Here is a 19,827-nt window from a genome sequence, read left to right on the forward strand (position 1 = left end):
TCTAACCCTTACCAAGACAATGGCTGGGATTGCTAATCTTCCCGATGGTTTGATGGATTTTTCTGGCAAAAATTCCCAAAAAAATAGTGTGATTTAAATCACACTATTTTGGTGTTTGTGTCACAAATATCATGGGTTCTGTGTCACAGTAAACTATGATAAATATCACTTTATATGAAGTTGACAATCACACTCTTTTCTTTAAATAAGCTTCATATTAAAGATAAAGAACTCAAGGTAAGATCGATGAACACAAAATTAGGCAATTCCGAACTCACCTTAGCGGAAGTCTTTTTTCAGGTCTATCAACAAGGTAAAATTGAACACAGTCACAGACAACACCTGAGAGCAACCTTATTAAAGGAAAATATCAGCGAGGAAGAGCAAACAGCGATTAACCGCTTGCTCTATGCGGTTCGGCGGGGTTGGTTACAAATTGCCGAATAGATTTTGAGGGTCGAATAGACAGAAAATAAACTATAACTTTACTGTCATATATCGATGAAAAATTCGGTAAATCACTTTAATTTGCGATAATTTGCGATCAGGCGATCGCCTGCATAAAAAAAATCATAAAATCTATAAAATATTAAGCTTGGTGGGATTCTTGCCAAGTTTTTTAATCTGTGGACAAATTTATATTTGAATTATAGGTGAAGCAATAAATTAAGGCTAATTTTAAATCAACCTATTTATGGGATAAATGCCATGACCCCTGCGGGAGAACCGGAGCCATTTTGTAATCGCAAAATCCCGATCGCCAAGGTTGTCCCAACCGGCGGCAACTGGTCTAAATTAGTCAGATTTTCCAGAACAATTCCACCCTGGGATAATACTTGTTTATTGGTGGCAAAAGTCATATCTTGACCAGAATCTACCCCGTGAGTATCAATGCCCACCCCCGCGATTTGTCGCTCATCGAGCAAAAATTTTGTGGCCTCTGCCCCAAATCCGGGAAAATGTTGTTGATTGATAAAATCATCCGGTTTTGCCCATTTTTCCTGCCAACCTGTGTATAGCAGAACCACCGTTTCTGGGGGAATTCTGCCGTAGGTTTCCTCCCAAGAAAATACATCATCTAAGGTGAGCAAATAATCAGGATTTGTAGCGGCTAAGTTGACAATATCGATCGCTATGGCGGGAACGACTAGGGACTCCGCAGGGTAGGCATCAATTCCCGGACTGTTGGGAAAAAAACTATTTGGGGCGTTGATATGGGTGGCGCTATGTTCCCCCAGGGAAAACCGCCGCAGGTAATAGCCGTCTGGGTCGATATCGGCGACTTTTTCCAGTTCTACGGCTGGATCTCCCGGCCATTGGGGGATTTGGGGGTGGATGATGTGACTCAGATGAATGATTCGGGAGTAGGCGATCGCCTTTTGGGTGGGATACGCTGCCATAAAATTTCCGGGATATTTGTTAAGTTATGTTAAGGATAATATTGTTCAGGACTTTTAAAGAAATCATGCAAAACCGACTCACTCGTAAAATTTTCCTCTGGAGTTTCACGGTAATTTTAACCTTAGCTGGCTGGATTGTGGCTACCCCAGTCCGGGCTGAAACCCTGGCAAATGCAACCACTCCATCGGCTTTAGAAGTATTTCGCGATGCTTATGATAGCCGCTATTTCTGGGATAGTGATTTTCCAGGGTTTTCGGCAACGGTAGATGTAACCGAAGATGGGGCAACTTATAAAGGCGAAATGGAAATTGATTCTAATTTAGAGATTACCGTGGTGGGGATTGATGATGAAGATGCCTATCAATCGGTGTATTCTGGGTTACAAATGTTAGTAATTCACCGCCGTTCTGTGCCCTTTGATTTGCTCCACAAAGAGCATACTTTTAGCTTTGGCTCAGTCCTAGAAAATGGGGCGGTAGAAATTGACCAAGCAGGGGGTGAAACTCCGTCATTTTATTTAGTTCAGGATGGCAAAATTACTCAGGTGAATCGGTTAATGCCTACCGGGGGTGTGACGGTTGATTTGTTAGAGTCGGAACCAACTCCGATGGGTTATTTGGGGACTCGCTATCACGCTTTTTTCAAGACCCCAGATACGGGTGAGGCGATCGCTGAGGCGGATTTTGAAGATACTTACGAAAAAGTGGGGAATTACTATATTCCTAATCGTCAAGTTATTCGCCATATTGAGGCAGGAGAAGAAAGCACTGTTGAGATTAATCTGAGCAATATTCAGTTACTTTCTTAGGGGCTTTTTCGGGAAGCGATCGGGTGGGAAATCCCCACCCGACTAGAGGAATTAGCAGCGGATGTGGCAGCGGATGGGATAACGGATTTGGCAACGGATGAGTGGTTAGTAGACTTATTGCTTTCCCAAGCCAAAAAGCCCCCCTTTTTAAGGGGGTTTGGGGGGATCGAGATAGGTATTTTGCAAGAGGTATGATGAGAGGCATTTTTGTAGGGGCGAAGCATATAGCCCAGCGGCATAGCTTCGCTTACCGGGCAAAAAATCTATAGGATCTAAGGACAAATTTATTCCCCGTAGGCGAAGCCTTCTCGAAGAGTATGCTTCGCCCTCATGGTATTTTATCACAGACTTCTATATTTTCACTCTATATTTGATATGGTGGTTATGGTCAAAATAAGTGCGCCTGAGCTATAAACAAAATATGGTAAGCTTGATGGCTGAATCATCAATTGAAGACGTGAGTGTGAGGAAGTGATTCCAGAATTTGATGAAAATGGCAACTTACCGCCTGGGGTTCATTTTTGCGAATGGGAGGAGTTTGTAGATCGATTTGGCACCACCGATCTAAGATTGCGTTTAATGCGCGGACTGCAAATGGCAATGCAGCAACTTAAAGCAGCGGGTTGTCGGACAATTTATATTAACGGTAGCTTTGTCACCAGTAAGTCTGACCCCGGAGATTTTGATGCCTGTTGGGATCGAGAAGATGTTGATATAGACTATCTCAGAAGGGAAGCTCCTCAATTGTTAAAGTATTATGACAGAGCCGGACAAAAAGCTAAATACAAAGGGGAATTATTTGCCTCAGATCAACCTGTAGGCAATTATGGAAAAAACTCTTTTGATTTGTTTCAAGAGGATAGAAAACACAATACAATATAAAAGGCATTATTGCTATTGATTTATTAAGGTGGAACCCATGATTAAAGATGAAAACCAGTATAAATTTAGTCAGCAGATTGCCAGCGAATTTGAAAAATCTATTGCGGCAATGGATAGAGATGAAAATAGAAAAATAAACGACCCTGATGGGTGGGAAATTATCAGAGGGTCTTTAAAATGTCACCTTGATAAGTTAAGGTCGGAAATTGCCGAATATGAACGGCTGACATCCCACGATCGCGATCGGCCAATTGTGTTAACTCTTGATGATATTGATGATTTATCTCAAATTTTGATTAAGGCGCGGATGGCCGCAAAGTTAAGCCAAAAAGAGTTGGCAGATTTGTCTGGTCTGACGGAAGAACAAATTTGCCGTTATGAAGATAATGATTACCAAGATGCCAGCTTTTTGGAGGTAAAATTTGTCCTAGATGCCCTGGATCTTAGAGTGCAAAAAGCTGAGTTTTTAGTCCCTTTAGATACTCTGAGAAGAACCCCGGTTACTAAGGAAGAATTATTGGGATCTCGACGGAAAAATGACAGCGATCGCGTGGCGATCGAGCAATAATTTCGCCAGTTTAGTCCAAAGTTTAATCCAAAGTTTAATTAAAAAAAGGCGCGATCGCTGCCCCAGTAAAACATCTGACAATAGCTAAAATTATATGGTGCCATAACACTCTACAAAAATCGTTAGTTCAACCCTTAAACTCGAGGGTTACGATTGTTGGATATGACGATTAAACCCATAATACAAATCCCCGCCAATCCTAAGATATAAGGTGGAAAGGTTTCGATCGCCCAGGCAAATTCTCTGGAGATATCCGTTCCTCTGGCATTTAATATATTGTCACCTTCTGTTACAAAAATACACTCTCTGGCAACGGCATTTGGCAAGCACATCACTCTTTCTTTTAGAAACAGACCAACTCCACCAACAATGATTAATAATGGGGTAATAATACTCAAAAATAACGGCAAGGTTAGTGGTTTTATTTGATATTTAGCATCAAATTCTGCATCAGACATTCTCAAGAAGCGGACAATATCTACTAATGTAATAATGAAACCTACATAAAGCCAAAAAAACAGAATAGCCAATATTCCTGTTTTTTTATCTCCAATATAAAATCGATGTAAGCCACCGATGGTAAACAGAGATATAAGTGCGACCAGCAATACTTTTTCTCGATTAGACATGATATCTTATAGATTTATTTTTTTATACTAATTTCAAAAAAGGTTTCGACAATTATAGGATTTTTTGGGGTGATGCCATAAAGCGTGAAGGCATAGCTTCACTTTCCGCCCCTACAGTTTTCAATGTTGCATTATTGATGGAAAATGGTATTATGAGCTTACTCCAACGCGATTTTACACAATCTCGATCGCCTGCCTTGTAACCACGTCTCTATCAAAGAGGTGCGATCGCCTTGAAAGCTCGCACCTCATATACAGTAGAGCGTTTTATAACGATATACCGATCGCACCTAATTTGAAAAGTCAAAAAAGTGGGAAAAAGTGGGATCTTTCTCAAATTAGAGTGTCACCGGGGAAAAAAGTGGGAAAAAGTAGCAAAAAGTGGCAAAAAGTGGCAAAAAGTTGGGTATAGTAGCCATAGTTGTGTCATCTGCCTACCTATGGATATTCCTCAAATATTGGAATTTGTTGATGAAGCTGTTTACGCTAAGACCGACAAACATCTCAATGACTTGCAACGAAAGATTATTGCGGGAATACTCAAGGGGCAAAAGTATGCGGAAGTGTCAAAAAATTATGGTTATAGCGCCGATCATGTAAAAAAAGTCAGCCACGATCTTTTACACATTTTATCTGATGTTTTTGGCGAAAAAGTTAAGAAAGGTAATCTGGAATCTGTATTAGAACGGCAAATTAATGTCAGGATAAATTTTGGCAATAAAAATGCCCGACATAAAAATATTATCGGCATAGGCACTATTAACAATTGCCCTACTCCCGCAGGTGATTCGCCAAAGAAAAGTCAGCCTGTAATCACTGAATTACCGCAGAAATCCCAAAATAAAGCTAAGATTAACACAATTGATAAATTAAGAATGTTTGGCTTAAGCGATGAGCAAATTGCCGAAGCATTAGATATCCCTTTAGATGTCGTTAAGCAAATAAACTTTGATGAGTGAATCGGCTGAAATATTATTTTATTCTTTATTATCCTCAACGTTATTCCATACTGCATCTAGTGATGTTTGAATTGCTGGCAGCTAAAACTGATTTTCACCGTAAGGACGGCGTTGCATTCGCGGATAAATATAAAAAACAGCAAATTTATTCACGCGAATGCAACGCCCCACAGGAATTATCTTGAGCGTGATGTCTTTGATTTACGATGATAATTGGAGTAGCTTTAATTGAGCGGTTTCTAGAATCGAATCTCGGATAAAGCTACTAGCTTTTGTTATTTCCAAGCCAATTAACTCTCCTTTATCGTTCAACTCTGCCGTAATGTTAGGACTGAGTTCAATACTGTTGGCTTCCGGTTCATCAGCTAGAGTTAAATGTAAAATATCTTCTTGTTCAAAATAGATCATTTTTGTGGAATTCATTCGATGATAAACCTCCCGGTTTTTAAACGAAATTTTATTTGTTGACGACTGGTTGCATGAATGGTGATTGGTTGAATTGAATCTGCGTTAACTTGATAGGGAATGATGGCTAGGGCGAAGCATTGTAGGGGCGAATGGCCATTCGCCCCTACTGCCGGAAAGATCACGCCCGTACATTAATATTTTCAGCAATAGGTTATCTGTCGGAAAGATCACGCCCGTACATTAATATTTTAAGCATTGTAGGGGCGAATGGCCATTCGCCCCTACTGCCGGAAAGATCACGCCCCTACAGTTGGTCATGGGTTCCCACATTGATCCACCCCCATTAAAACCGCCAAGGTGCTCCGCACCGCGGCGTAGGCCGCGAAAGGCTTTGCACGAATTTTGCCAGAATTGTCTATTACTCAAATAGCGATCGCACCTTCCCTAATTTCCTCAAAATCAAAAATATGCGATTCCCGTGAGCGATCTGCTTTGCGGAATCGCGGATTTTTCCCTTGCCTAATTATTCACAAATTGCTATAATAAAACAGCGATCGCAGAAAAATAGGTTATGGCATCAAATTAACCGATAAAATATCTTTTGATTTTAGGCTGGTATTATCTGTATATTTGTGATAAAAACGATTGGTGAAACTATGGCAGATTGGGATGTAATTACGATTGGGAGTGGGATTGGGGGATTAGTTGCCGCTGGACTATTAGCCCGTTATGGTCAGCGGGTGTTAGTTTGCGAAAGTCACAATATTCCCGGAGGGGCTGCCCATAGTTTTTCTAGAGATGGTTTTCATTTTGATTCGGGGCCTTCGTTTTATTGCGGTTTAGCTGACGCAAATAGTTGTAATCCGTTGCGCCAAGTTTTGACGGTTTTGGGCGAAACTTTGCCCACGGTTGCTTACGATCCTCTGGGTCATTATCATTTTCCCGATGTGACATTTCCGGTTTATGGCAATTCCCAACGCTATCGAAAGGCGATCGCGCAAATTACTCCCACTGGGGCTGAAGAATTCCGCCGATTTGAACAACGGATGTTAGCCTTATATGACGGATTAAAAGAAATTCCCACCATAGAGTTACGGTCAGACTGGCAGGTGATTTCTGTATTTCTGAAATATTGGCGTTCTCTGTTGAAATTGCTGCCGCAAATTGGGTCAATTAATTCTTCGGTGGGTCAAATTATGGATGAATATATCCAAGACCCTTGGGTGAGACGGTTAATTGATTTAGAATGTTTTCTTTTATCGGGGTTAAAAGCGGATGGAACCGTGACCCCAGAAGTAGCATTTATGATCGGAGAACGCGATCGCACTCCTATTGATTATCCCCTTGGTGGGAGTGGGGCGATCGCGGATGCTTTAGTTCGGGGATTAAAACGTTGGGGCGGGGAATTGCGACTTAGTACCCATGTTGAGCAAATTGTCGTCAAAGAAAACAAAGTTGAAGGGGTAAAATTGCGGAATGGGGAAATTCTCACCGCCCCAATTGTTATTTCTAATGCCACAGTTTGGGATACTTACAGCCAACTCTTGAAACCCGAAGATTTGCCCGCAAATTATCGTCAAAAAGCATTAGAAACCCCCGCTGTGGAAAGCTTTATGCACCTGCATCTCGGCATTACAGCGGAGGGAATAGAAGGGTTGACAGGACACCATGTAGTTGTCCATCACACCGAGCAAGATATCACAGAACCGGGCAATACTTGCATGATTTCTATTCCTTCAGTTTGGGATGCGTCACTTGCGCCTCCAGGACATCATTTGATCCATGCTTATACCTTGGAATCTTACGCCGGTTGGCAGCGAGATGCCGATTATCCCCAGAAAAAACGGCAAAAAGCAGAACCGCTATTTCGGGCTATAGAAAAAGTGATTCCTGATTTACGTTCTCGCATTAAAATTGAGTTAATTGGTACACCCTTAACCCATGCGCGATATTTGCGTCGCTATCAAGGCACTTATGGGCCGGCGATCGCGGCTGGAAAAGGCACATTTCCCAATTTTCAAACCCCGATCGCTGGGTTATATCGCGTTGGAGATAGTACCATGCCGGGAATTGGGGTTCCTGCGGTGGCTGCCTCTGGTATTCTTTGCGCTAATACCTTGGTTTCCCCACAGCAAACTCAGGAATTGTTGATAAATTAATAAATTAAATTAAGTTTACGGGCAGAAATAAATGCACCACATACCATATCAGAAAAAAACTGTCATTCCCGCTTCGGGCGGGAATCCAAAGCCTATCGGCGGTTAAGGAAGCAATTAATTATGTTCACCTACTTAATCCTTACCCATCAAAATAATTCGTAGGGGCAATCCGATGGCGGTGGTTGCCCCGATTTTATTCTGAGATAGATATCTAAAGCCGTTCGCAGCTATGCTGCGGTGCGGAGCAGGCGGTTTTAAGGGGGGTTGGGGGGATCTTTTAACTTAGCCCCCAGCGGCAAAAGCGCCCATAATTAAGGCAGACAATAACAGACCCGGTGAGAGTAACAAGACTAACATTAATAAGTCATGGGTTGACATGAGATATCCTCCGAATTTTTATGATGACTGATTTCTCTCTACATTCTCTCTTTATACAGCATTTTTCAAATAAACGCTATACAACGCCGCCCTGGGTGAACATATTATATTAAATTATTATCCAAATTTATATCGTTTCCAGGGTAGGGCTGGGAACGATATAAATTATATACATGACGGCGACTTATTTTAAATAAATCAATAAGTTCAGACCGGGGATGGTGCGGGAAAGCGTCCAGAGTAATAGAGTCAGATATAAAATTCCCAGACTCCATTGATACCACACTAAGGTATTAATTAATCCGGGGAGGTGTTCGTCTCGGACGCGGATATCATTAAAGCCAAATTTAAATAGATTATTCAAACTAAAATCATAATAGTTTAACCAACTCCAGCGCCGATCCCAAAGAATTGGATAATAGCGATCGCGGAATAAGGGAAACTTAGGAATAATCGGCAATCGACCAATAGTTAAACGCAGTTGCCGCATACTCCCATCTTCGACAAAATAACTGACATTTAATAACTGATGATAGCGACCGCGCCAATAAATAATTGTAACCAATAATACAGGTAATGGCAGCAGAAAAATTGCCAGACAGCCTAAAGTCAGCCAAGAATTTTCTGGACTATTAAAAATCGCCAATAAACCAATCCCGGTAAAGCCGATAAAACTAATCAATACTGAGATAGTTTCTCCTAAGTTGGGCACAATGGGTTGAGGGACTAGCCGACGATACCGATCTATTAACCAAAATAACACCCCAAAATAGGCGATCGCCACCATTCCTACCCCAAAAACTAACTCTGAACTGGTGCCATAAGCACTCAATAAAAGTAGCAAACTTAAGCCTAACCATTGTAAGGTATCTAATACGGAGGCAAAAATACCCGATCGCGGACTACAAAAGATGCGATCGCTGACTTTGACATAGGTAGCTAAATCAATTTCTTCTAGGGATAAAAGTTCATTTAAATTTCTAAAAAAATGCATTTGGCGACTATCAATAATTGCCTTAACCTGTTGATTAGAAAAACCTAAACTTTTCAATTCCGCTGCTGTAGCAGTATTCACATTTACATTGTGTAAACGTTTGCCCAATTCTCGGAATTGCAATTTAGCCCGTAAATACTCCACTTGATTGGCATCAGGAATTTGTTCTGAGGAGCGAAAATTTCTCACTAAATTTCGCAACACTGTTTCATTTCCTTGTAAACTGGGAACCGAAAGTTTTCGCCCAATTCTGCCGGTATCTCCGGCAATTTTTGCCTGTTCTGAATCAAAAGTGAGTTCTGCCACATTCACATAAGCATCTGGGGTAAAGTCAGCATCACTAAAATCCGCTTGATTGAGAATACTGGCGCCCCTTAAGTTCACCGGCTGGGCAAATTGTGCCTCGCGGAAACTCGCTAATTGAGCAAAATTTGCCCCATTTAAAAATAGGGATTGGCTAAATTTATCGTTAGTAAATAAAAGGCGATCGCCAAATTGACCTTGGCTAAAATCCGCATTACTCAGCCATTGCACCCGACTAAAGTTAGCCAGTTTTTGCCACTGGGTTTGATGAAAACTGCCACTATTGGCAAAGGTACTGCCGGTAAAATTTACCGAGTCTTGAAATTCCGCCCGATTAAAAGTTGCTTTTTGGTAAAAAATACTGCCGCGAAATTGGGTTACAGCCTTAAACTTAGCACTATTAAATTTAGCCATAAGACTAAAACGAGTTTCTGACCATTCCGTATTGCCGATAAATTCTGCCCCGATCGCATCTAAGGTATTTAAGAAAAAGGTATTATTAAAATTTACCGTTCCCTCAAACCGAGTTTGCGCCATTTTAATCGGACCTCGTAAAATCGAAATTTGCACCTCAGAAGCGGGAGTTCCTAAGAGCGATCGCGACAACTGGGTAAGCTGCGATAACCGACGGCGATCGCGCTTAATTTGTAACAACTCATCTTCCGTAAACATTGGGGACAAAGACTCCGCATAAAGGGGCACTTGTAGCCCCAAATTATTACCATTAAATGCCCCCAAAATCACCGAATTAGAAACGTCTAAACCTACGGGATTCCCGGGACGATTTAAATAAAGTTTAACCTGCCGATAAAACTGGCTTTTAAACTCCGCATTATCACTGCGTAAATCAATAGTAAAATTGCTTAAATTAATCCGGCGCATCCCTTCAGTAAATTCCGGATTTTTGACTCGTTCTTGCAAAACTTCTCTCGTCAGCATTGGGGGAGTTTGGGGAATCGTCGCTGCCCATGCTGGTGCTATGACTATTTGCTGGAGTAACCAAAAAATTAAACCAATCAAAAGAGCGATCATAAAAACCAATTGAGACACAAATAAGTGGGTAATTCTCATCCTACATTAGACTGGTTGCCAAATTATCTAAATACCCCATTTTTAAGGAAAGTTGGGGTAATCTATTCTTTATCTAAAGCCGATAGCGGTTTTAAGGGAGGTTGGGGTAAATCAATCCGGTGTTTTGGCATATGTCTATTTAATTAAGACTTAATTTTACTATCCAAAATTGGCAAAGCTCGGTCTAAATTAGCCTCGGCAATTGGTTGCTGCCTTAAGGTGACAATCAGTTGTTTGGCCTTAGATTTCTGAGATGACGCGATCGCCTGATATATCTGCTGCCAAATTAATTTTTGTTGCGGGTTTTGCGGCATTAATTCTCTCTGAATATAAGCTGCTAATTCCACCATTTCCATATTTTTCCACTCCGCTTTATTCAACCCCAATGTCCAAGGATCGCTGCGAAAGGGAAAAGCAGGTAATCCCGCTTGATTGTACAAATTGCCGATGGGATTATTCGCCCAACCATAACGCACCACCACCGGGTTTGGTACTGCTTTACTGGTCAGAATCACTTGATTATTTTGAATCTTGGCATCGGCCCAGAAAAAACGGCGATCGCTTCCTGCGAGGGCAAACCCTTTTAGTTCACCACCATTTGGCACCATCAGTCCTGCCCCTACATAATTAAAAGTGACGATCGCTTTGCCATCTTCAAACTGTACCGACTGATATTGCGGACCACTCCACGGGATATCTTTTTGACCATAAACATTGGCGATCGCGGCCAAATAAAGACGATGCCCTGCCAACTGTTTATTCGGCGGATGAATCTCGTTAGGATTCGCTGTATCTGGCAGAATATCGATAGTAGAAATCATCGCCGTATTAGGCAATTTTAATCCTTCTTTCTGGGCATCGCGCAAACTGGGCCAAGGATCTTCTTCCACCGGATAAGTTTGTTTTTCCAGGAAATTGGCCAACTCCACAAATAAAAAAGGGGCATTCTCGTTGTGCCACCACCGCCGCCACTCCTGGATTAAAGCCGGAAACAAAACCCGGTATGTCAAAAACTCCCCTGCATTCGATTCCCCTTGCCACCAAATAAAACCTCGTGCAGAATAGGGGGCAGCCGGATAAACCATACCATTAAACAACTCTGCGGCTTTACCCTCATAATTCGGCTGGTTTTTATCCCCTGAATTATTCACCAAATGCGGCAGGTTTACTTGAATAAACTCATTACTAAAAAATGTCTCAATTTTTTGCCCCGGTACAGCCAAGTGAACAATCCCGATTGGCACCTTTAAAGTTTGGTGCAATTCCCTGGCAAAAAAATAAGCTGTAGCGGGAAAATTCCCCACAGTTTCCGGTGTGGTGATTTTCCATTCTGCCTGGACAGTCTTCTGGGGCTGCCTTGCCCGCCAACCCTCACTGTTCGGGGCCGTATTCGCATCCCAAACCCGAATCTCTGGATCGCAGGACGGACAAGGCAATCGGGTTTCTGAATCCCCCAAATCAGAGTCAGAAACCGGGTCTATGGGCAGGCTGCGACTGACGGGCCACCACATATTACTCTGACCCCCAGCCACCCAAACTTCTCCGACCAGCACATCCTCCAGCTTTTGCTGTTTTGTCCCTGAAATCAGCAGGGTAAATGGCCCACCTGCCGCCCCCGTGTTTACCGAGGCGATCCATTTGCCGTCCAATTCCGCTTGGGTCAAGATTTTTTGCCCCCGAAATGTCACCGCGATCGCCGTCCCCGGTTTGTCCCACCCCCAAATCGACACATTCCTCTGTTGCTGGAGCACCATGCGATCGCTAAAAATCGAAGGTAAAGTTAGGGTGACAAAACCTTGGTTCGTGTCCCCAGATAAATAAAAAGTCATCAGAAAAAAGAATAGCAGTCCCAGGAAGATAACCGTAATTTTCATAATCCAATAACATAAATGACGAGATTAGTCTGAACACCCCGACAAAAAACCGAGCCGTAGCATAATTTTAGACAATTAATCAAAGCTTAACCAGTTCAAAAGACCTCTGGCAAAATAACGGATCGATTAATGTTGGCAGCATTTCATATTTGCATCCTGTTTCTGTAGATTTAATTAAATTTTAGGTATTTACCAAAAAAGAGTTGATAAAATATCTAGTATATATTTAAGACAATTTCGGGAAAAATTACTATGACCGAAGCTACAAAGTTCAAGGCTTATGCCGTCTTAAACGCCGGGGAAAAGCTACAACCTTGGGAATATGAACCCGCCCCCTTACAAGTCAATGAAATAGAAATTCGCGTGACTCATAATGGTCTGTGCCATACGGATATTCACATGAGAGATAATGACTGGGGAGTGACTCAATTTCCCCTAGTCGCAGGGCATGAAGTTGTGGGAGTCGTGACGGAAGTGGGAGAAAAAGTTACCCATCTCCAAAAAGGCGATCGCGTGGGAGTGGGCTGGATCCGTAACTCCTGCCGGACTTGCGACCACTGCTTGCAAGGGGAAGAAAATATCTGTCGTCAAGGCTATACAGGTCTAATTGTGGGCAACTATGGCGGATTTGCCGATCGCCTGCGAGTGAACGCAGATTTCACTTATAAAATTCCCGATGCTTTAGACTCTGCCAGTGCTGCACCATTATTGTGTGCCGGAATTACCGTTTACACTCCCTTACGCACCTATATTAAACATCCGGGGACGAAAGTTGGGGTAATGGGAATTGGTGGACTGGGACATTTAGCCATTAAATTTGCCCGGGCAATGGGAGCAGAAGTGACCGCATTTTCTACCTCTGCGGATAAAGAAGCCCAAGCCAAAGAATTTGGTGCCCATCATTATCAAAAATGGGGCACCGCTGAAGAGATGAAAGCAGTCACCGGCACTTTGGATTTAGTGGTTTCTACAGTTTCCGCCGAAACAGACTGGGATGTTGCCTTTAGCCTATTAGCTAATAATGGCGTGTTGTGTTTTGTAGGCATTCCCGTTTCCAGTCTAAATGTGCCATTAATTCCCTTAATTTTTGGCCAAAAATCTGTGGTGGGTAGCGTCGTCGGTGGTCGCCGGTTTATGCGGGAAATGTTAGAATTTGCGGCGATTAATCAAATTAAACCGATGATAGAAACCATGCCTTTAAGTCAGGTGAATGAGGCAATGGACAAGGTAGCGGCTAATAAAGCCCGTTATCGGATTGTGTTGTTATCTGAATGATGCTTAATGGTTGGGGTAAAAGCCTTCGTAGGGTGGGTTAGGCGCGGCGGTGATTTTGGGACAAAACAGATCGCCTTTGCTCCGCGCCGTCGTCCCACCAAAACCAGCCTCATAGCTCAAGCCTACCCCCTGAAGGCGGGGGTTGGTTAAAAACCGACATCTTGCACTCCTGGCAAAACCCGGCGGGGGATAAATCCCCCGTCGGGCGTTGCCACTTGGCGCGGCGGTGATTTTGGGACAAAACAGATCGCCTTTGCTCCGCGCCGTCGTCCCACCAAAACCTTCCTAGGGTGGGTTAGGCGCGGCGGTGATTTTGGCACACAAAGATGTGCGAGATAAACCGGGTTTTTGTCATAACTTTTGTCTGACTACCCAGATATTTGTGAAGCAACCCGGTTTCTTTGCTTGAGGTGCGATCGCCTCTACCCTGAGAAGAGAAACCGGGTTTATTTCATACAGAGTTCTTCTGATTAGTAGGGGTGAAGCATTCCCCAAAAAAATTCACATAACCCATAAATTATTTGCAAACGCAAAGATTGCGCCCCTAGAATGCCCCTACAAGGTGCGATCGAACCGACTAAGCATTTGTCGTAAAATCTCCCAGGCTTTCTTTTCTTCTCTTGGGCAGAATAAATTCCTTATGTTAGACTTAAAAATAAGTCATCTCTGAAGCAATGTACTTAATTCAGTAACGAGGCCAAATGAACTTAACTGCTACTCAATACAAATATATAGAACTAAATGAAAACAGCGTTCCCTACATTGCCGGAACAACGATGAAAGTCATTGAAGTAATTTCCGGTTATCTAGCTTTTGGCTGGAGTCCCGAAGAAATTAAATTTCAACATCCCTATTTAACCATGAGTCAAATTTATTCGGCATTAGCTTACTATTGGGATCACAAAGAAGAACTAGATGCCGATATTCAGCAACGATTTGAAAGAGTTGAAAAGTTACGTCAAGAAGCTGGCGAATCCGCTTTGGCTAAAAAACTTCGCACTCAGGGGCTAATTAAATGACCATAGCTTTGTACATGGATGAGCATATTCGTCGAGCAATTACTAATGGTTTAAAATTGCGGGGTATAGACGTTATTACAGTACAAGAAGATGGTAGAACGGGCAGTCCTGATTCTACTTTACTCGATCGCGCCACCGAACTCAATCGCGTTATCTTTACCCAAGATGATGAGTTTTTAGTCATAGCCAACTGTCGGCAGCAAGAGGGGGTAAAATTTAGTGGAGTGATTTACGGACACCAACAGTATGTAACTGTTGGTGAATGCGTGAGGGACTTAGAAATCATTGCCAAATCCAGTGAACCAGAAGATTTAGTTAACCAAGTTCAATACCTACCTTTGTAATCAATTTTTGCATGATTGCCTCGCGAGAATGACAGATTTCTTCTATTTGAAGAAAGGCTTCTTTGTTTGGGGTGCGAAAGAAACCGGGTTTATGTCATAACTTTTATCTGACTACCCAGATATTTGTGAATAAACCCGGTTTTTTTGCTTGAGGTGCGATCGCAAACGGTTCGCTTTGCCGACTAAAAACAATTTTATTGTTGCGAAAGTCGCAATTCAGGACATGGCTATTAGGGGTTTATGTAAATTATTATTGCCAAATTTAATGGCTGATAGAAAAAATGCTACAATGCTCCGAAAGGATTCAGGCTATTTTTGATAATTATTCTCGCCTTTACTTTGGGTGGGGCGATCGCTCAGTGATTGTAAGCTGTCAATTATATCGTCAATATTTTGAGACTCATTAACTCATGTAATCTAATATAAACTACAATATTATTCAACAAATCAGGAGGTTTAAATGGTTACAATTACTTTAACCAATGAACAAGAAAAGTTTTTAGAAGAGCAAATTAAAACAGGTAAATATAAAAATTATCAGGAGCTAATTTCTAAAGCTTTTGAAGCTTTAGTTAAACAAGAAAAATCTCAAGAGATCTTAGAAATTAGAGGAAGTGAATCTGCTCAAAAATTATTAAACCAAAAACTTGAACAATTAAGTAGAGAGAGAGTCAACAATCAAAATCAAACTTCCGATCCTCAAAGACAGGAGTTAGCCCAAGAATTTACACAGTTATGTAAAGAAACTCAAGCTTTACACGCCGATCGTCCTCTCACCGATGCAGAAATTCAAGAAGAAATTAATGCTTATCGGAGAGGAGAATGAAAAAAGTTATTATTGATACTAATATCTTAATATCGGCGGCAATATCAGGGAGAAAACCAGAAGAAGTGATTAATTTTATTATTGCTTCTTCTGATTATGAATGGATTGTCTCTCCATCTATTTTAGATGAATACGTCCAGGTGTTAAATCGTCCTAAACTTAAGTTAAATTCACAACAAAAACAAAGATGGCTAGATTTAATCGATCAGGTAACTATCTTAGTTAATCTTCAGCAAAAGGTTCATTTTGAGCGAGATCCCAAAGATGCTAAACTCATTGAATGTGCAATTGCTGCTGACGCTGACTTTTTAATTACTGGCGATCGAGATTTTGAGGAAATTCAAGAAATCGGAAATACTTTAATTATTTCTGTATCTTTATTCAAAACTTTATTTATTGATAAGGATAAGTAGATATGAGTAACAATATTAATCCAGAATATTACCAAGTTCAACTGAGGTACTGTTAGCGCGAATTAGTTGAGTTCAAGGAGAAACCGGGTTTCTGTGATAACTTTTGTCTGACTGCCCAGATATTATAATTCGGTTTTGATATATTCTCTCAATACGGGTTGTAAAAGATAACAACTACCTTCCTGCTGTATCAAGCAACGGCGCGATAAAGAATGTAGGACATTAAATAAATCTGACAACATAACTTCACTATTTTCTGCTAACATTGCCAGATTAATTGGTTCTCTTACTGTTGCTAATAAAGACATTACTACGTTTTCTCTGGCCGATAAGCGACTAAATTGTTGCTGTAAAACATCCTTCAAATCTTCTGGTAACAATAGAGTATCATCTGGTAGTAAATCAGTCATACTTACTCCCAACTCTTGAATGATAGTCGCCACGCTTTTTAACCATAAAGGGTTGCCTTGATAGTCATGAATAAGTCTTGAGTAGTGGTCAATTTGTCCTAATCCATGATCTTTGATAATTTCAGCACTAGCTTCAACATCTAAACCCATGAGTTGTAAAGTTTGAATCGGGCTATTTTTACTGGTAATTTGAGGAAATTCCCTCGGTTGTTCCCAACCGATGAGCAGAAAGCAACTTCGATGAGATAATTTTTCTATCTGTTTCAAGAACGCTCTATATTCTTCATATTCAGGCTTATACTGTCCTGCCAATTCGCCACTACAGAAAAGGTGGTGAACGTCATCTAAGATAATTAAACAGCGATATTTTTGTAAATATTTAATCAGAGGTAAGCGTTTGGGATTAGTTGCAGAAGAATCCAGCTTTTCTGACTGCAAGAAAAACTGAATTAGTTCGTGTTCAAATTCGTCGAGGGTGTGCGATGCGTCTATAGTGCGCCAAATTACATACTCAAACTCATCTTTTATCTGCTGTACGAGTTGTACTGCTAGAGATGTTTTGCCGATGCCGCAGATACCCGTGAGGGCTATGAGGCGACAGCGTTGTTGTATCATCCAGGAGGTGAGAGTGTCGAGTTCGGGAGTGCGTGAGTAGAAAGCACCCAACTCCGGCATCTCGCTTAAATCGTGATGCGATGTTTTAGTTTGTTTTGTGTTAGTTGTTTCTTCATTAGGTCGATGTGAGTTTGGTATATCGGGTAGGTGTCTAGTTTCGCCACATATGTTAAAACTACCACTCACGTTTTGTGTCACTCTTTGTGCAAAGTTCACAACATTATAGTTTTGTAACCTTTCAATTGCCGCTCGAAAATTGGTTTTACTAACATCTTCTCCCAATTCTTCTGAAAGTATCTGCCATAATTGCGAACCTGCATTCCTAACACGACTTTCTGAACAGTCAAAATCTTTAGCTATTTGCTTATATGTTTTACGTTGTAGAGTTCCGCGCAGTATCGCTTCTTGTAAATCGTCAAGGTGTTGACCGGTTTTCTCCAAGACTACCTTATCAGCTATATGTAACATTTCTTTAATATTCATTGGGTCAGGTAGGTGCGAGCATTTTGTGTATTATAGCACAGTGTTAGACATTTTAGTATATTTTGAGATATTTTAATACAAAAGTAGATTGAAAGAGAATAAAAGCAGGAAAAAGTTGGCGGCAAAATAGGACATTTTGAGACTAGACAAAGATTTCATTAGCAAGGAAAATGGGGGAGTCCTCAACTCAATCAATCAAATCTAAAGGAAGATAAATGACTGTTTATCAGAGTTCTCAACCTGTTGCTCAACTGACATGGAGCGATTTTAAAGATGAACAGCTACAGCAAATAAATCCAAAAGTTGTAGCCGCAATTCAAGCGATTCAAGCGGAACGGATGGGCAAAGAGCCAATTGCTTGGCGTGATTTCAGTAGTCACAATCAAAGTTGAGTCGGCTTTTTCCAAAGAAAGTGCTTGGCTTCAAAGGCTTTTAGCCAAAAATTATTTTGTTTTTCAGAGCAGCTTCGACGAAACACGAAATACTTATGTCACTTGAGTTGCTGATCTCCCGGAAAACTGATTTGTACATCCATTTAATTAATGAGTGAGGAAAATAAATGACCGTTTATCAAGGAAATAAACCTGTTACTAAACTTGCAGTTAATGAGTTGAAAGAAGAACAGCTACAGAAAATAAACCCAAAAGTTGTAGCCGCAATTCAAGCGATTCAAGCGGAACGGATGGGCAAAGAGCCAATTGCTTGGCGTGATTTCAGTAGCCACAATAAAGATTGAGTTTGCTTTTTACAGAGAAAGTGCTTGGCTTAAAAGGCTTTTAGCCAAAAATGATTTGGTTTTTCAATAATGTAGCTTTAAAGGAAAGATTTATGTCACTTGAGTTGCTTCTACCCCAGAGAACTGAGTTTTACGAAGTGCGACCGATAACAACTTTTGTAGTTAAAGTCGTGAGTCGTTGCAATCTCAAGTGTTCTTATTGCTATATGTACGAACACCCAGATCAAACTTGGCGAGATCAGCCAGTCTTTATGACTGCTGAGACGATCCAGCTTCTAGCAGATCGTCTCAGCAGCTATGTTCGTATTCGTGAGTTAAAACAGATTCTTGTGGTCTTTCATGGTGGTGAGCCTCTTCTACTCGGAGCCGCTAGACTTAGAGAGTTCTTCACAATTTTGTCGAATAATTTTCATGATATTGAAGCGGATGTAAAGTTCGGATTCGGACTTCAAACGAATGCAACGCTGGTAGACGATGACATTGTGCAGGTACTCCAAGACTTTAATGTTCGTGCGGGTGTAAGTATTGATGGACCGCAAGAATGGAACGATCGTATGCGAGTTGACGCAAAAGGAAATGGAAGCTTTTCTCAAGTTATAGCTGGTGTAGAAAAGTTGCGTAATCCCAAGTCTGGCGCGTCTGTGTTTGGAGGTTTTCTCACCGTTGCCAATCCAGAAATAGATCCTTATGATCTATTGACATTTTTTGAAAAATTCAACACCACTTCTATAGATTTTCTTCTACCCGACTTTAACTATGATACTTTTCCATACGATAAGTATCCCCCAGGAACTTTTGGTCGATGGCTATCCTCTCTTTTCGATTATTGGATAGCTTCAGAAACCAGTATGGAAGTTCGTATATTCAGAACTCTAATGAAGCTTTTAATGGGTGGACAGAGAGGATTTGATTCCTATGGGGCATTAAGTAATGGAGTAATCATAGTTGAAACCGATGGCACTTATCACGGGCTAGATGTTCTCAAAACAGCCTATCATGGCGCAACCAAAACAGGGATGTCGCTGGAATCCGATCCGATTGAGACTTTAGAGTCTTTGCCTCTCGTCAAAGCACTATCTATAAAACGTTTTTCTGCACCTCAGAAGTGTTTTGATTGTCAATTATTTGAAATTTGTGGTGGCGGATATCTTCCTCATCGTTATAGTTCCCAAAATGGCTTTAATAGGGAATCAGTTTATTGCGAAGATATGATGATTCTCATCGAGCATATCAGAAATTACTTATCCACTGAACTTTCAGCTATCTCATAAA

20 protein-coding genes are annotated in these 19,827 nt (G+C 41.3%); 14 read left to right on the forward strand and 6 right to left on the reverse strand.

Features of this window, described 5'->3' with window-relative positions:
• Window positions 1–246 precede the first annotated feature (246 nt).
• Window positions 247–447 carry a hypothetical protein gene (locus ABWT76_RS18565; RefSeq protein ID WP_054466444.1) on the forward strand — a complete coding sequence of 67 codons (201 nt, stop codon included), beginning with the start codon at window positions 247–249 and terminating at the stop codon, window positions 445–447.
• Between the two features lie 245 nt (window positions 448–692).
• Here ABWT76_RS18565 and ABWT76_RS18570 read toward each other — a convergent pair whose 3' ends face one another.
• Window positions 693–1,400: a cyclase family protein gene (locus ABWT76_RS18570; protein WP_190877939.1), complete on the reverse strand. Its 708-nt coding sequence runs from the start codon at window positions 1,398–1,400 to the stop codon at window positions 693–695.
• Window positions 1,401–1,465: 65 nt separating this feature from the next.
• Between ABWT76_RS18570 and ABWT76_RS18575 the strand changes: the two genes are divergently transcribed.
• The 3 genes from ABWT76_RS18575 to ABWT76_RS18585 all read left to right on the forward strand — a co-directional run bounded on the left by ABWT76_RS18575 (window position 1,466) and on the right by ABWT76_RS18585 (window position 3,659).
• On the forward strand, window positions 1,466–2,209 hold the full coding sequence (locus ABWT76_RS18575; protein WP_354634758.1) for a DUF3386 domain-containing protein: 744 nt from the start codon (window positions 1,466–1,468) through the stop codon (window positions 2,207–2,209).
• A 471-nt stretch (window positions 2,210–2,680) separates the two neighbouring features.
• On the forward strand, window positions 2,681–3,091 hold the full coding sequence (locus tag ABWT76_RS18580; RefSeq protein WP_354634759.1) for a DUF6932 family protein: 411 nt from the start codon (window positions 2,681–2,683) through the stop codon (window positions 3,089–3,091).
• A gap of 37 nt (window positions 3,092–3,128) precedes the next feature.
• Window positions 3,129–3,659 carry a helix-turn-helix transcriptional regulator gene (locus ABWT76_RS18585; protein WP_354634760.1) on the forward strand — a complete coding sequence of 177 codons (531 nt, stop codon included), beginning with the start codon at window positions 3,129–3,131 and terminating at the stop codon, window positions 3,657–3,659.
• A 134-nt stretch (window positions 3,660–3,793) separates the two neighbouring features.
• On the opposite strand, the gene ABWT76_RS18590 is transcribed toward ABWT76_RS18585, so the two are convergent.
• Window positions 3,794–4,288 carry an NINE protein gene (locus tag ABWT76_RS18590; protein WP_354634761.1) on the reverse strand — a complete coding sequence of 165 codons (495 nt, stop codon included), beginning with the start codon at window positions 4,286–4,288 and terminating at the stop codon, window positions 3,794–3,796.
• 440 nt (window positions 4,289–4,728) lie between these two features.
• On the opposite strand from ABWT76_RS18590, the gene ABWT76_RS18595 reads away from it, so the two are divergent.
• A complete protein-coding gene (locus tag ABWT76_RS18595) occupies window positions 4,729–5,247 on the forward strand; it encodes a hypothetical protein (RefSeq protein ID WP_354634762.1) in 519 nt (172 codons plus the stop codon).
• A gap of 201 nt (window positions 5,248–5,448) precedes the next feature.
• On the opposite strand, the gene ABWT76_RS18600 is transcribed toward ABWT76_RS18595, so the two are convergent.
• Window positions 5,449–5,670: a DUF2283 domain-containing protein gene (locus ABWT76_RS18600; RefSeq protein ID WP_354634763.1), complete on the reverse strand. Its 222-nt coding sequence runs from the start codon at window positions 5,668–5,670 to the stop codon at window positions 5,449–5,451.
• Window positions 5,671–6,311: 641 nt separating this feature from the next.
• Here ABWT76_RS18600 and ABWT76_RS18605 point away from each other — a divergent pair.
• Window positions 6,312–7,814, forward strand: a complete 1,503-nt coding sequence (locus ABWT76_RS18605; RefSeq protein ID WP_354634764.1) for an NAD(P)/FAD-dependent oxidoreductase — start codon at window positions 6,312–6,314, stop codon at window positions 7,812–7,814.
• Window positions 7,815–8,376: 562 nt separating this feature from the next.
• Here the strand turns inward: ABWT76_RS18605 and ABWT76_RS18610 are convergent.
• Window positions 8,377–10,539: a pentapeptide repeat-containing protein gene (locus ABWT76_RS18610; protein ID WP_354634765.1), complete on the reverse strand. Its 2,163-nt coding sequence runs from the start codon at window positions 10,537–10,539 to the stop codon at window positions 8,377–8,379.
• Window positions 10,540–10,703: 164 nt separating this feature from the next.
• Window positions 10,704–12,434 (reverse strand): sialate O-acetylesterase, encoded by a 1,731-nt coding sequence (locus ABWT76_RS18615; protein WP_354634766.1) that lies wholly within the window; start codon window positions 12,432–12,434, stop codon window positions 10,704–10,706.
• A 252-nt stretch (window positions 12,435–12,686) separates the two neighbouring features.
• On the opposite strand from ABWT76_RS18615, the gene ABWT76_RS18620 reads away from it, so the two are divergent.
• The 5 genes from ABWT76_RS18620 to ABWT76_RS18640 all read left to right on the forward strand — a co-directional run bounded on the left by ABWT76_RS18620 (window position 12,687) and on the right by ABWT76_RS18640 (window position 16,311).
• Window positions 12,687–13,709 carry an NAD(P)-dependent alcohol dehydrogenase gene (locus tag ABWT76_RS18620; protein WP_190877945.1) on the forward strand — a complete coding sequence of 341 codons (1,023 nt, stop codon included), beginning with the start codon at window positions 12,687–12,689 and terminating at the stop codon, window positions 13,707–13,709.
• A gap of 701 nt (window positions 13,710–14,410) precedes the next feature.
• A complete protein-coding gene (locus ABWT76_RS18625) occupies window positions 14,411–14,728 on the forward strand; it encodes a DUF433 domain-containing protein (protein ID WP_190877947.1) in 318 nt (105 codons plus the stop codon).
• Window positions 14,725–15,072 (forward strand): DUF5615 family PIN-like protein, encoded by a 348-nt coding sequence (locus ABWT76_RS18630; RefSeq protein ID WP_354634767.1) that lies wholly within the window; start codon window positions 14,725–14,727, stop codon window positions 15,070–15,072. The genes ABWT76_RS18625 and ABWT76_RS18630 overlap by 4 nt, the downstream gene beginning before the upstream one ends.
• A gap of 460 nt (window positions 15,073–15,532) precedes the next feature.
• On the forward strand, window positions 15,533–15,898 hold the full coding sequence (locus ABWT76_RS18635; RefSeq protein WP_054466410.1) for a hypothetical protein: 366 nt from the start codon (window positions 15,533–15,535) through the stop codon (window positions 15,896–15,898).
• Window positions 15,895–16,311 carry a putative toxin-antitoxin system toxin component, PIN family gene (locus ABWT76_RS18640; RefSeq protein WP_354634768.1) on the forward strand — a complete coding sequence of 139 codons (417 nt, stop codon included), beginning with the start codon at window positions 15,895–15,897 and terminating at the stop codon, window positions 16,309–16,311. Before ABWT76_RS18635 ends, ABWT76_RS18640 begins: the two co-directional genes overlap by 4 nt.
• A 122-nt stretch (window positions 16,312–16,433) precedes the next feature.
• Here ABWT76_RS18640 and ABWT76_RS18645 read toward each other — a convergent pair whose 3' ends face one another.
• Window positions 16,434–17,819, reverse strand: a complete 1,386-nt coding sequence (locus ABWT76_RS18645; RefSeq protein WP_197285285.1) for an NB-ARC domain-containing protein — start codon at window positions 17,817–17,819, stop codon at window positions 16,434–16,436.
• 215 nt (window positions 17,820–18,034) lie between these two features.
• Here ABWT76_RS18645 and ABWT76_RS18650 point away from each other — a divergent pair, with 215 nt between their 5' ends.
• The 3 genes from ABWT76_RS18650 (at window position 18,035) to ABWT76_RS18660 (ending at window position 19,826) form a co-directional block, all read left to right on the forward strand.
• A complete protein-coding gene (locus ABWT76_RS18650; protein WP_156331720.1) occupies window positions 18,035–18,211 on the forward strand; it encodes a hypothetical protein in 177 nt (58 codons plus the stop codon).
• Window positions 18,212–18,378: 167 nt separating this feature from the next.
• On the forward strand, window positions 18,379–18,555 hold the full coding sequence (locus ABWT76_RS18655) for a hypothetical protein (protein WP_156331719.1): 177 nt from the start codon (window positions 18,379–18,381) through the stop codon (window positions 18,553–18,555).
• Window positions 18,556–18,647: 92 nt separating this feature from the next.
• Window positions 18,648–19,826, forward strand: a complete 1,179-nt coding sequence (locus ABWT76_RS18660; protein WP_255353193.1) for a radical SAM protein — start codon at window positions 18,648–18,650, stop codon at window positions 19,824–19,826.
• The last annotated feature ends 1 nt before the right edge of the window (window position 19,827 follow it).

This window comes from Planktothricoides raciborskii GIHE-MW2, assembly GCF_040564635.1.
GTDB lineage: Bacteria > Cyanobacteriota > Cyanobacteriia > Cyanobacteriales > Laspinemataceae > Planktothricoides > Planktothricoides raciborskii.

Bases quoted from the DNA above. Each gene is read 5' to 3' on its own strand.
- ABWT76_RS18660 (WP_255353193.1), top strand. From the start codon at position 18,648: ATGTCACTTGAGTTGCTTCTACCCCAGAGAACTGAGTTTTACGAAGTG.
- ABWT76_RS18655 (WP_156331719.1), top strand. From the start codon at position 18,379: ATGACCGTTTATCAAGGAAATAAACCTGTTACTAAACTTGCAGTTAAT.
- ABWT76_RS18650 (WP_156331720.1), top strand. From the start codon at position 18,035: ATGACTGTTTATCAGAGTTCTCAACCTGTTGCTCAACTGACATGGAGC.
- ABWT76_RS18645 (WP_197285285.1), bottom strand. From the start codon at position 17,819: ATGAATATTAAAGAAATGTTACATATAGCTGATAAGGTAGTCTTGGAG.
- ABWT76_RS18575 (WP_354634758.1), top strand. From the start codon at position 1,466: ATGCAAAACCGACTCACTCGTAAAATTTTCCTCTGGAGTTTCACGGTA.
- ABWT76_RS18585 (WP_354634760.1), top strand. From the start codon at position 3,129: ATGATTAAAGATGAAAACCAGTATAAATTTAGTCAGCAGATTGCCAGC.
- ABWT76_RS18595 (WP_354634762.1), top strand. From the start codon at position 4,729: ATGGATATTCCTCAAATATTGGAATTTGTTGATGAAGCTGTTTACGCT.
- ABWT76_RS18620 (WP_190877945.1), top strand. From the start codon at position 12,687: ATGACCGAAGCTACAAAGTTCAAGGCTTATGCCGTCTTAAACGCCGGG.
- ABWT76_RS18635 (WP_054466410.1), top strand. From the start codon at position 15,533: ATGGTTACAATTACTTTAACCAATGAACAAGAAAAGTTTTTAGAAGAG.
- ABWT76_RS18605 (WP_354634764.1), top strand. From the start codon at position 6,312: ATGGCAGATTGGGATGTAATTACGATTGGGAGTGGGATTGGGGGATTA.
- ABWT76_RS18640 (WP_354634768.1), top strand. From the start codon at position 15,895: ATGAAAAAAGTTATTATTGATACTAATATCTTAATATCGGCGGCAATA.
- ABWT76_RS18570 (WP_190877939.1), bottom strand. From the start codon at position 1,400: ATGGCAGCGTATCCCACCCAAAAGGCGATCGCCTACTCCCGAATCATT.
- ABWT76_RS18615 (WP_354634766.1), bottom strand. From the start codon at position 12,434: ATGAAAATTACGGTTATCTTCCTGGGACTGCTATTCTTTTTTCTGATG.
- ABWT76_RS18600 (WP_354634763.1), bottom strand. From the start codon at position 5,670: ATGAATTCCACAAAAATGATCTATTTTGAACAAGAAGATATTTTACAT.
- ABWT76_RS18565 (WP_054466444.1), top strand. From the start codon at position 247: ATGAACACAAAATTAGGCAATTCCGAACTCACCTTAGCGGAAGTCTTT.
- ABWT76_RS18625 (WP_190877947.1), top strand. From the start codon at position 14,411: ATGAACTTAACTGCTACTCAATACAAATATATAGAACTAAATGAAAAC.
- ABWT76_RS18590 (WP_354634761.1), bottom strand. From the start codon at position 4,288: ATGTCTAATCGAGAAAAAGTATTGCTGGTCGCACTTATATCTCTGTTT.
- ABWT76_RS18630 (WP_354634767.1), top strand. From the start codon at position 14,725: ATGACCATAGCTTTGTACATGGATGAGCATATTCGTCGAGCAATTACT.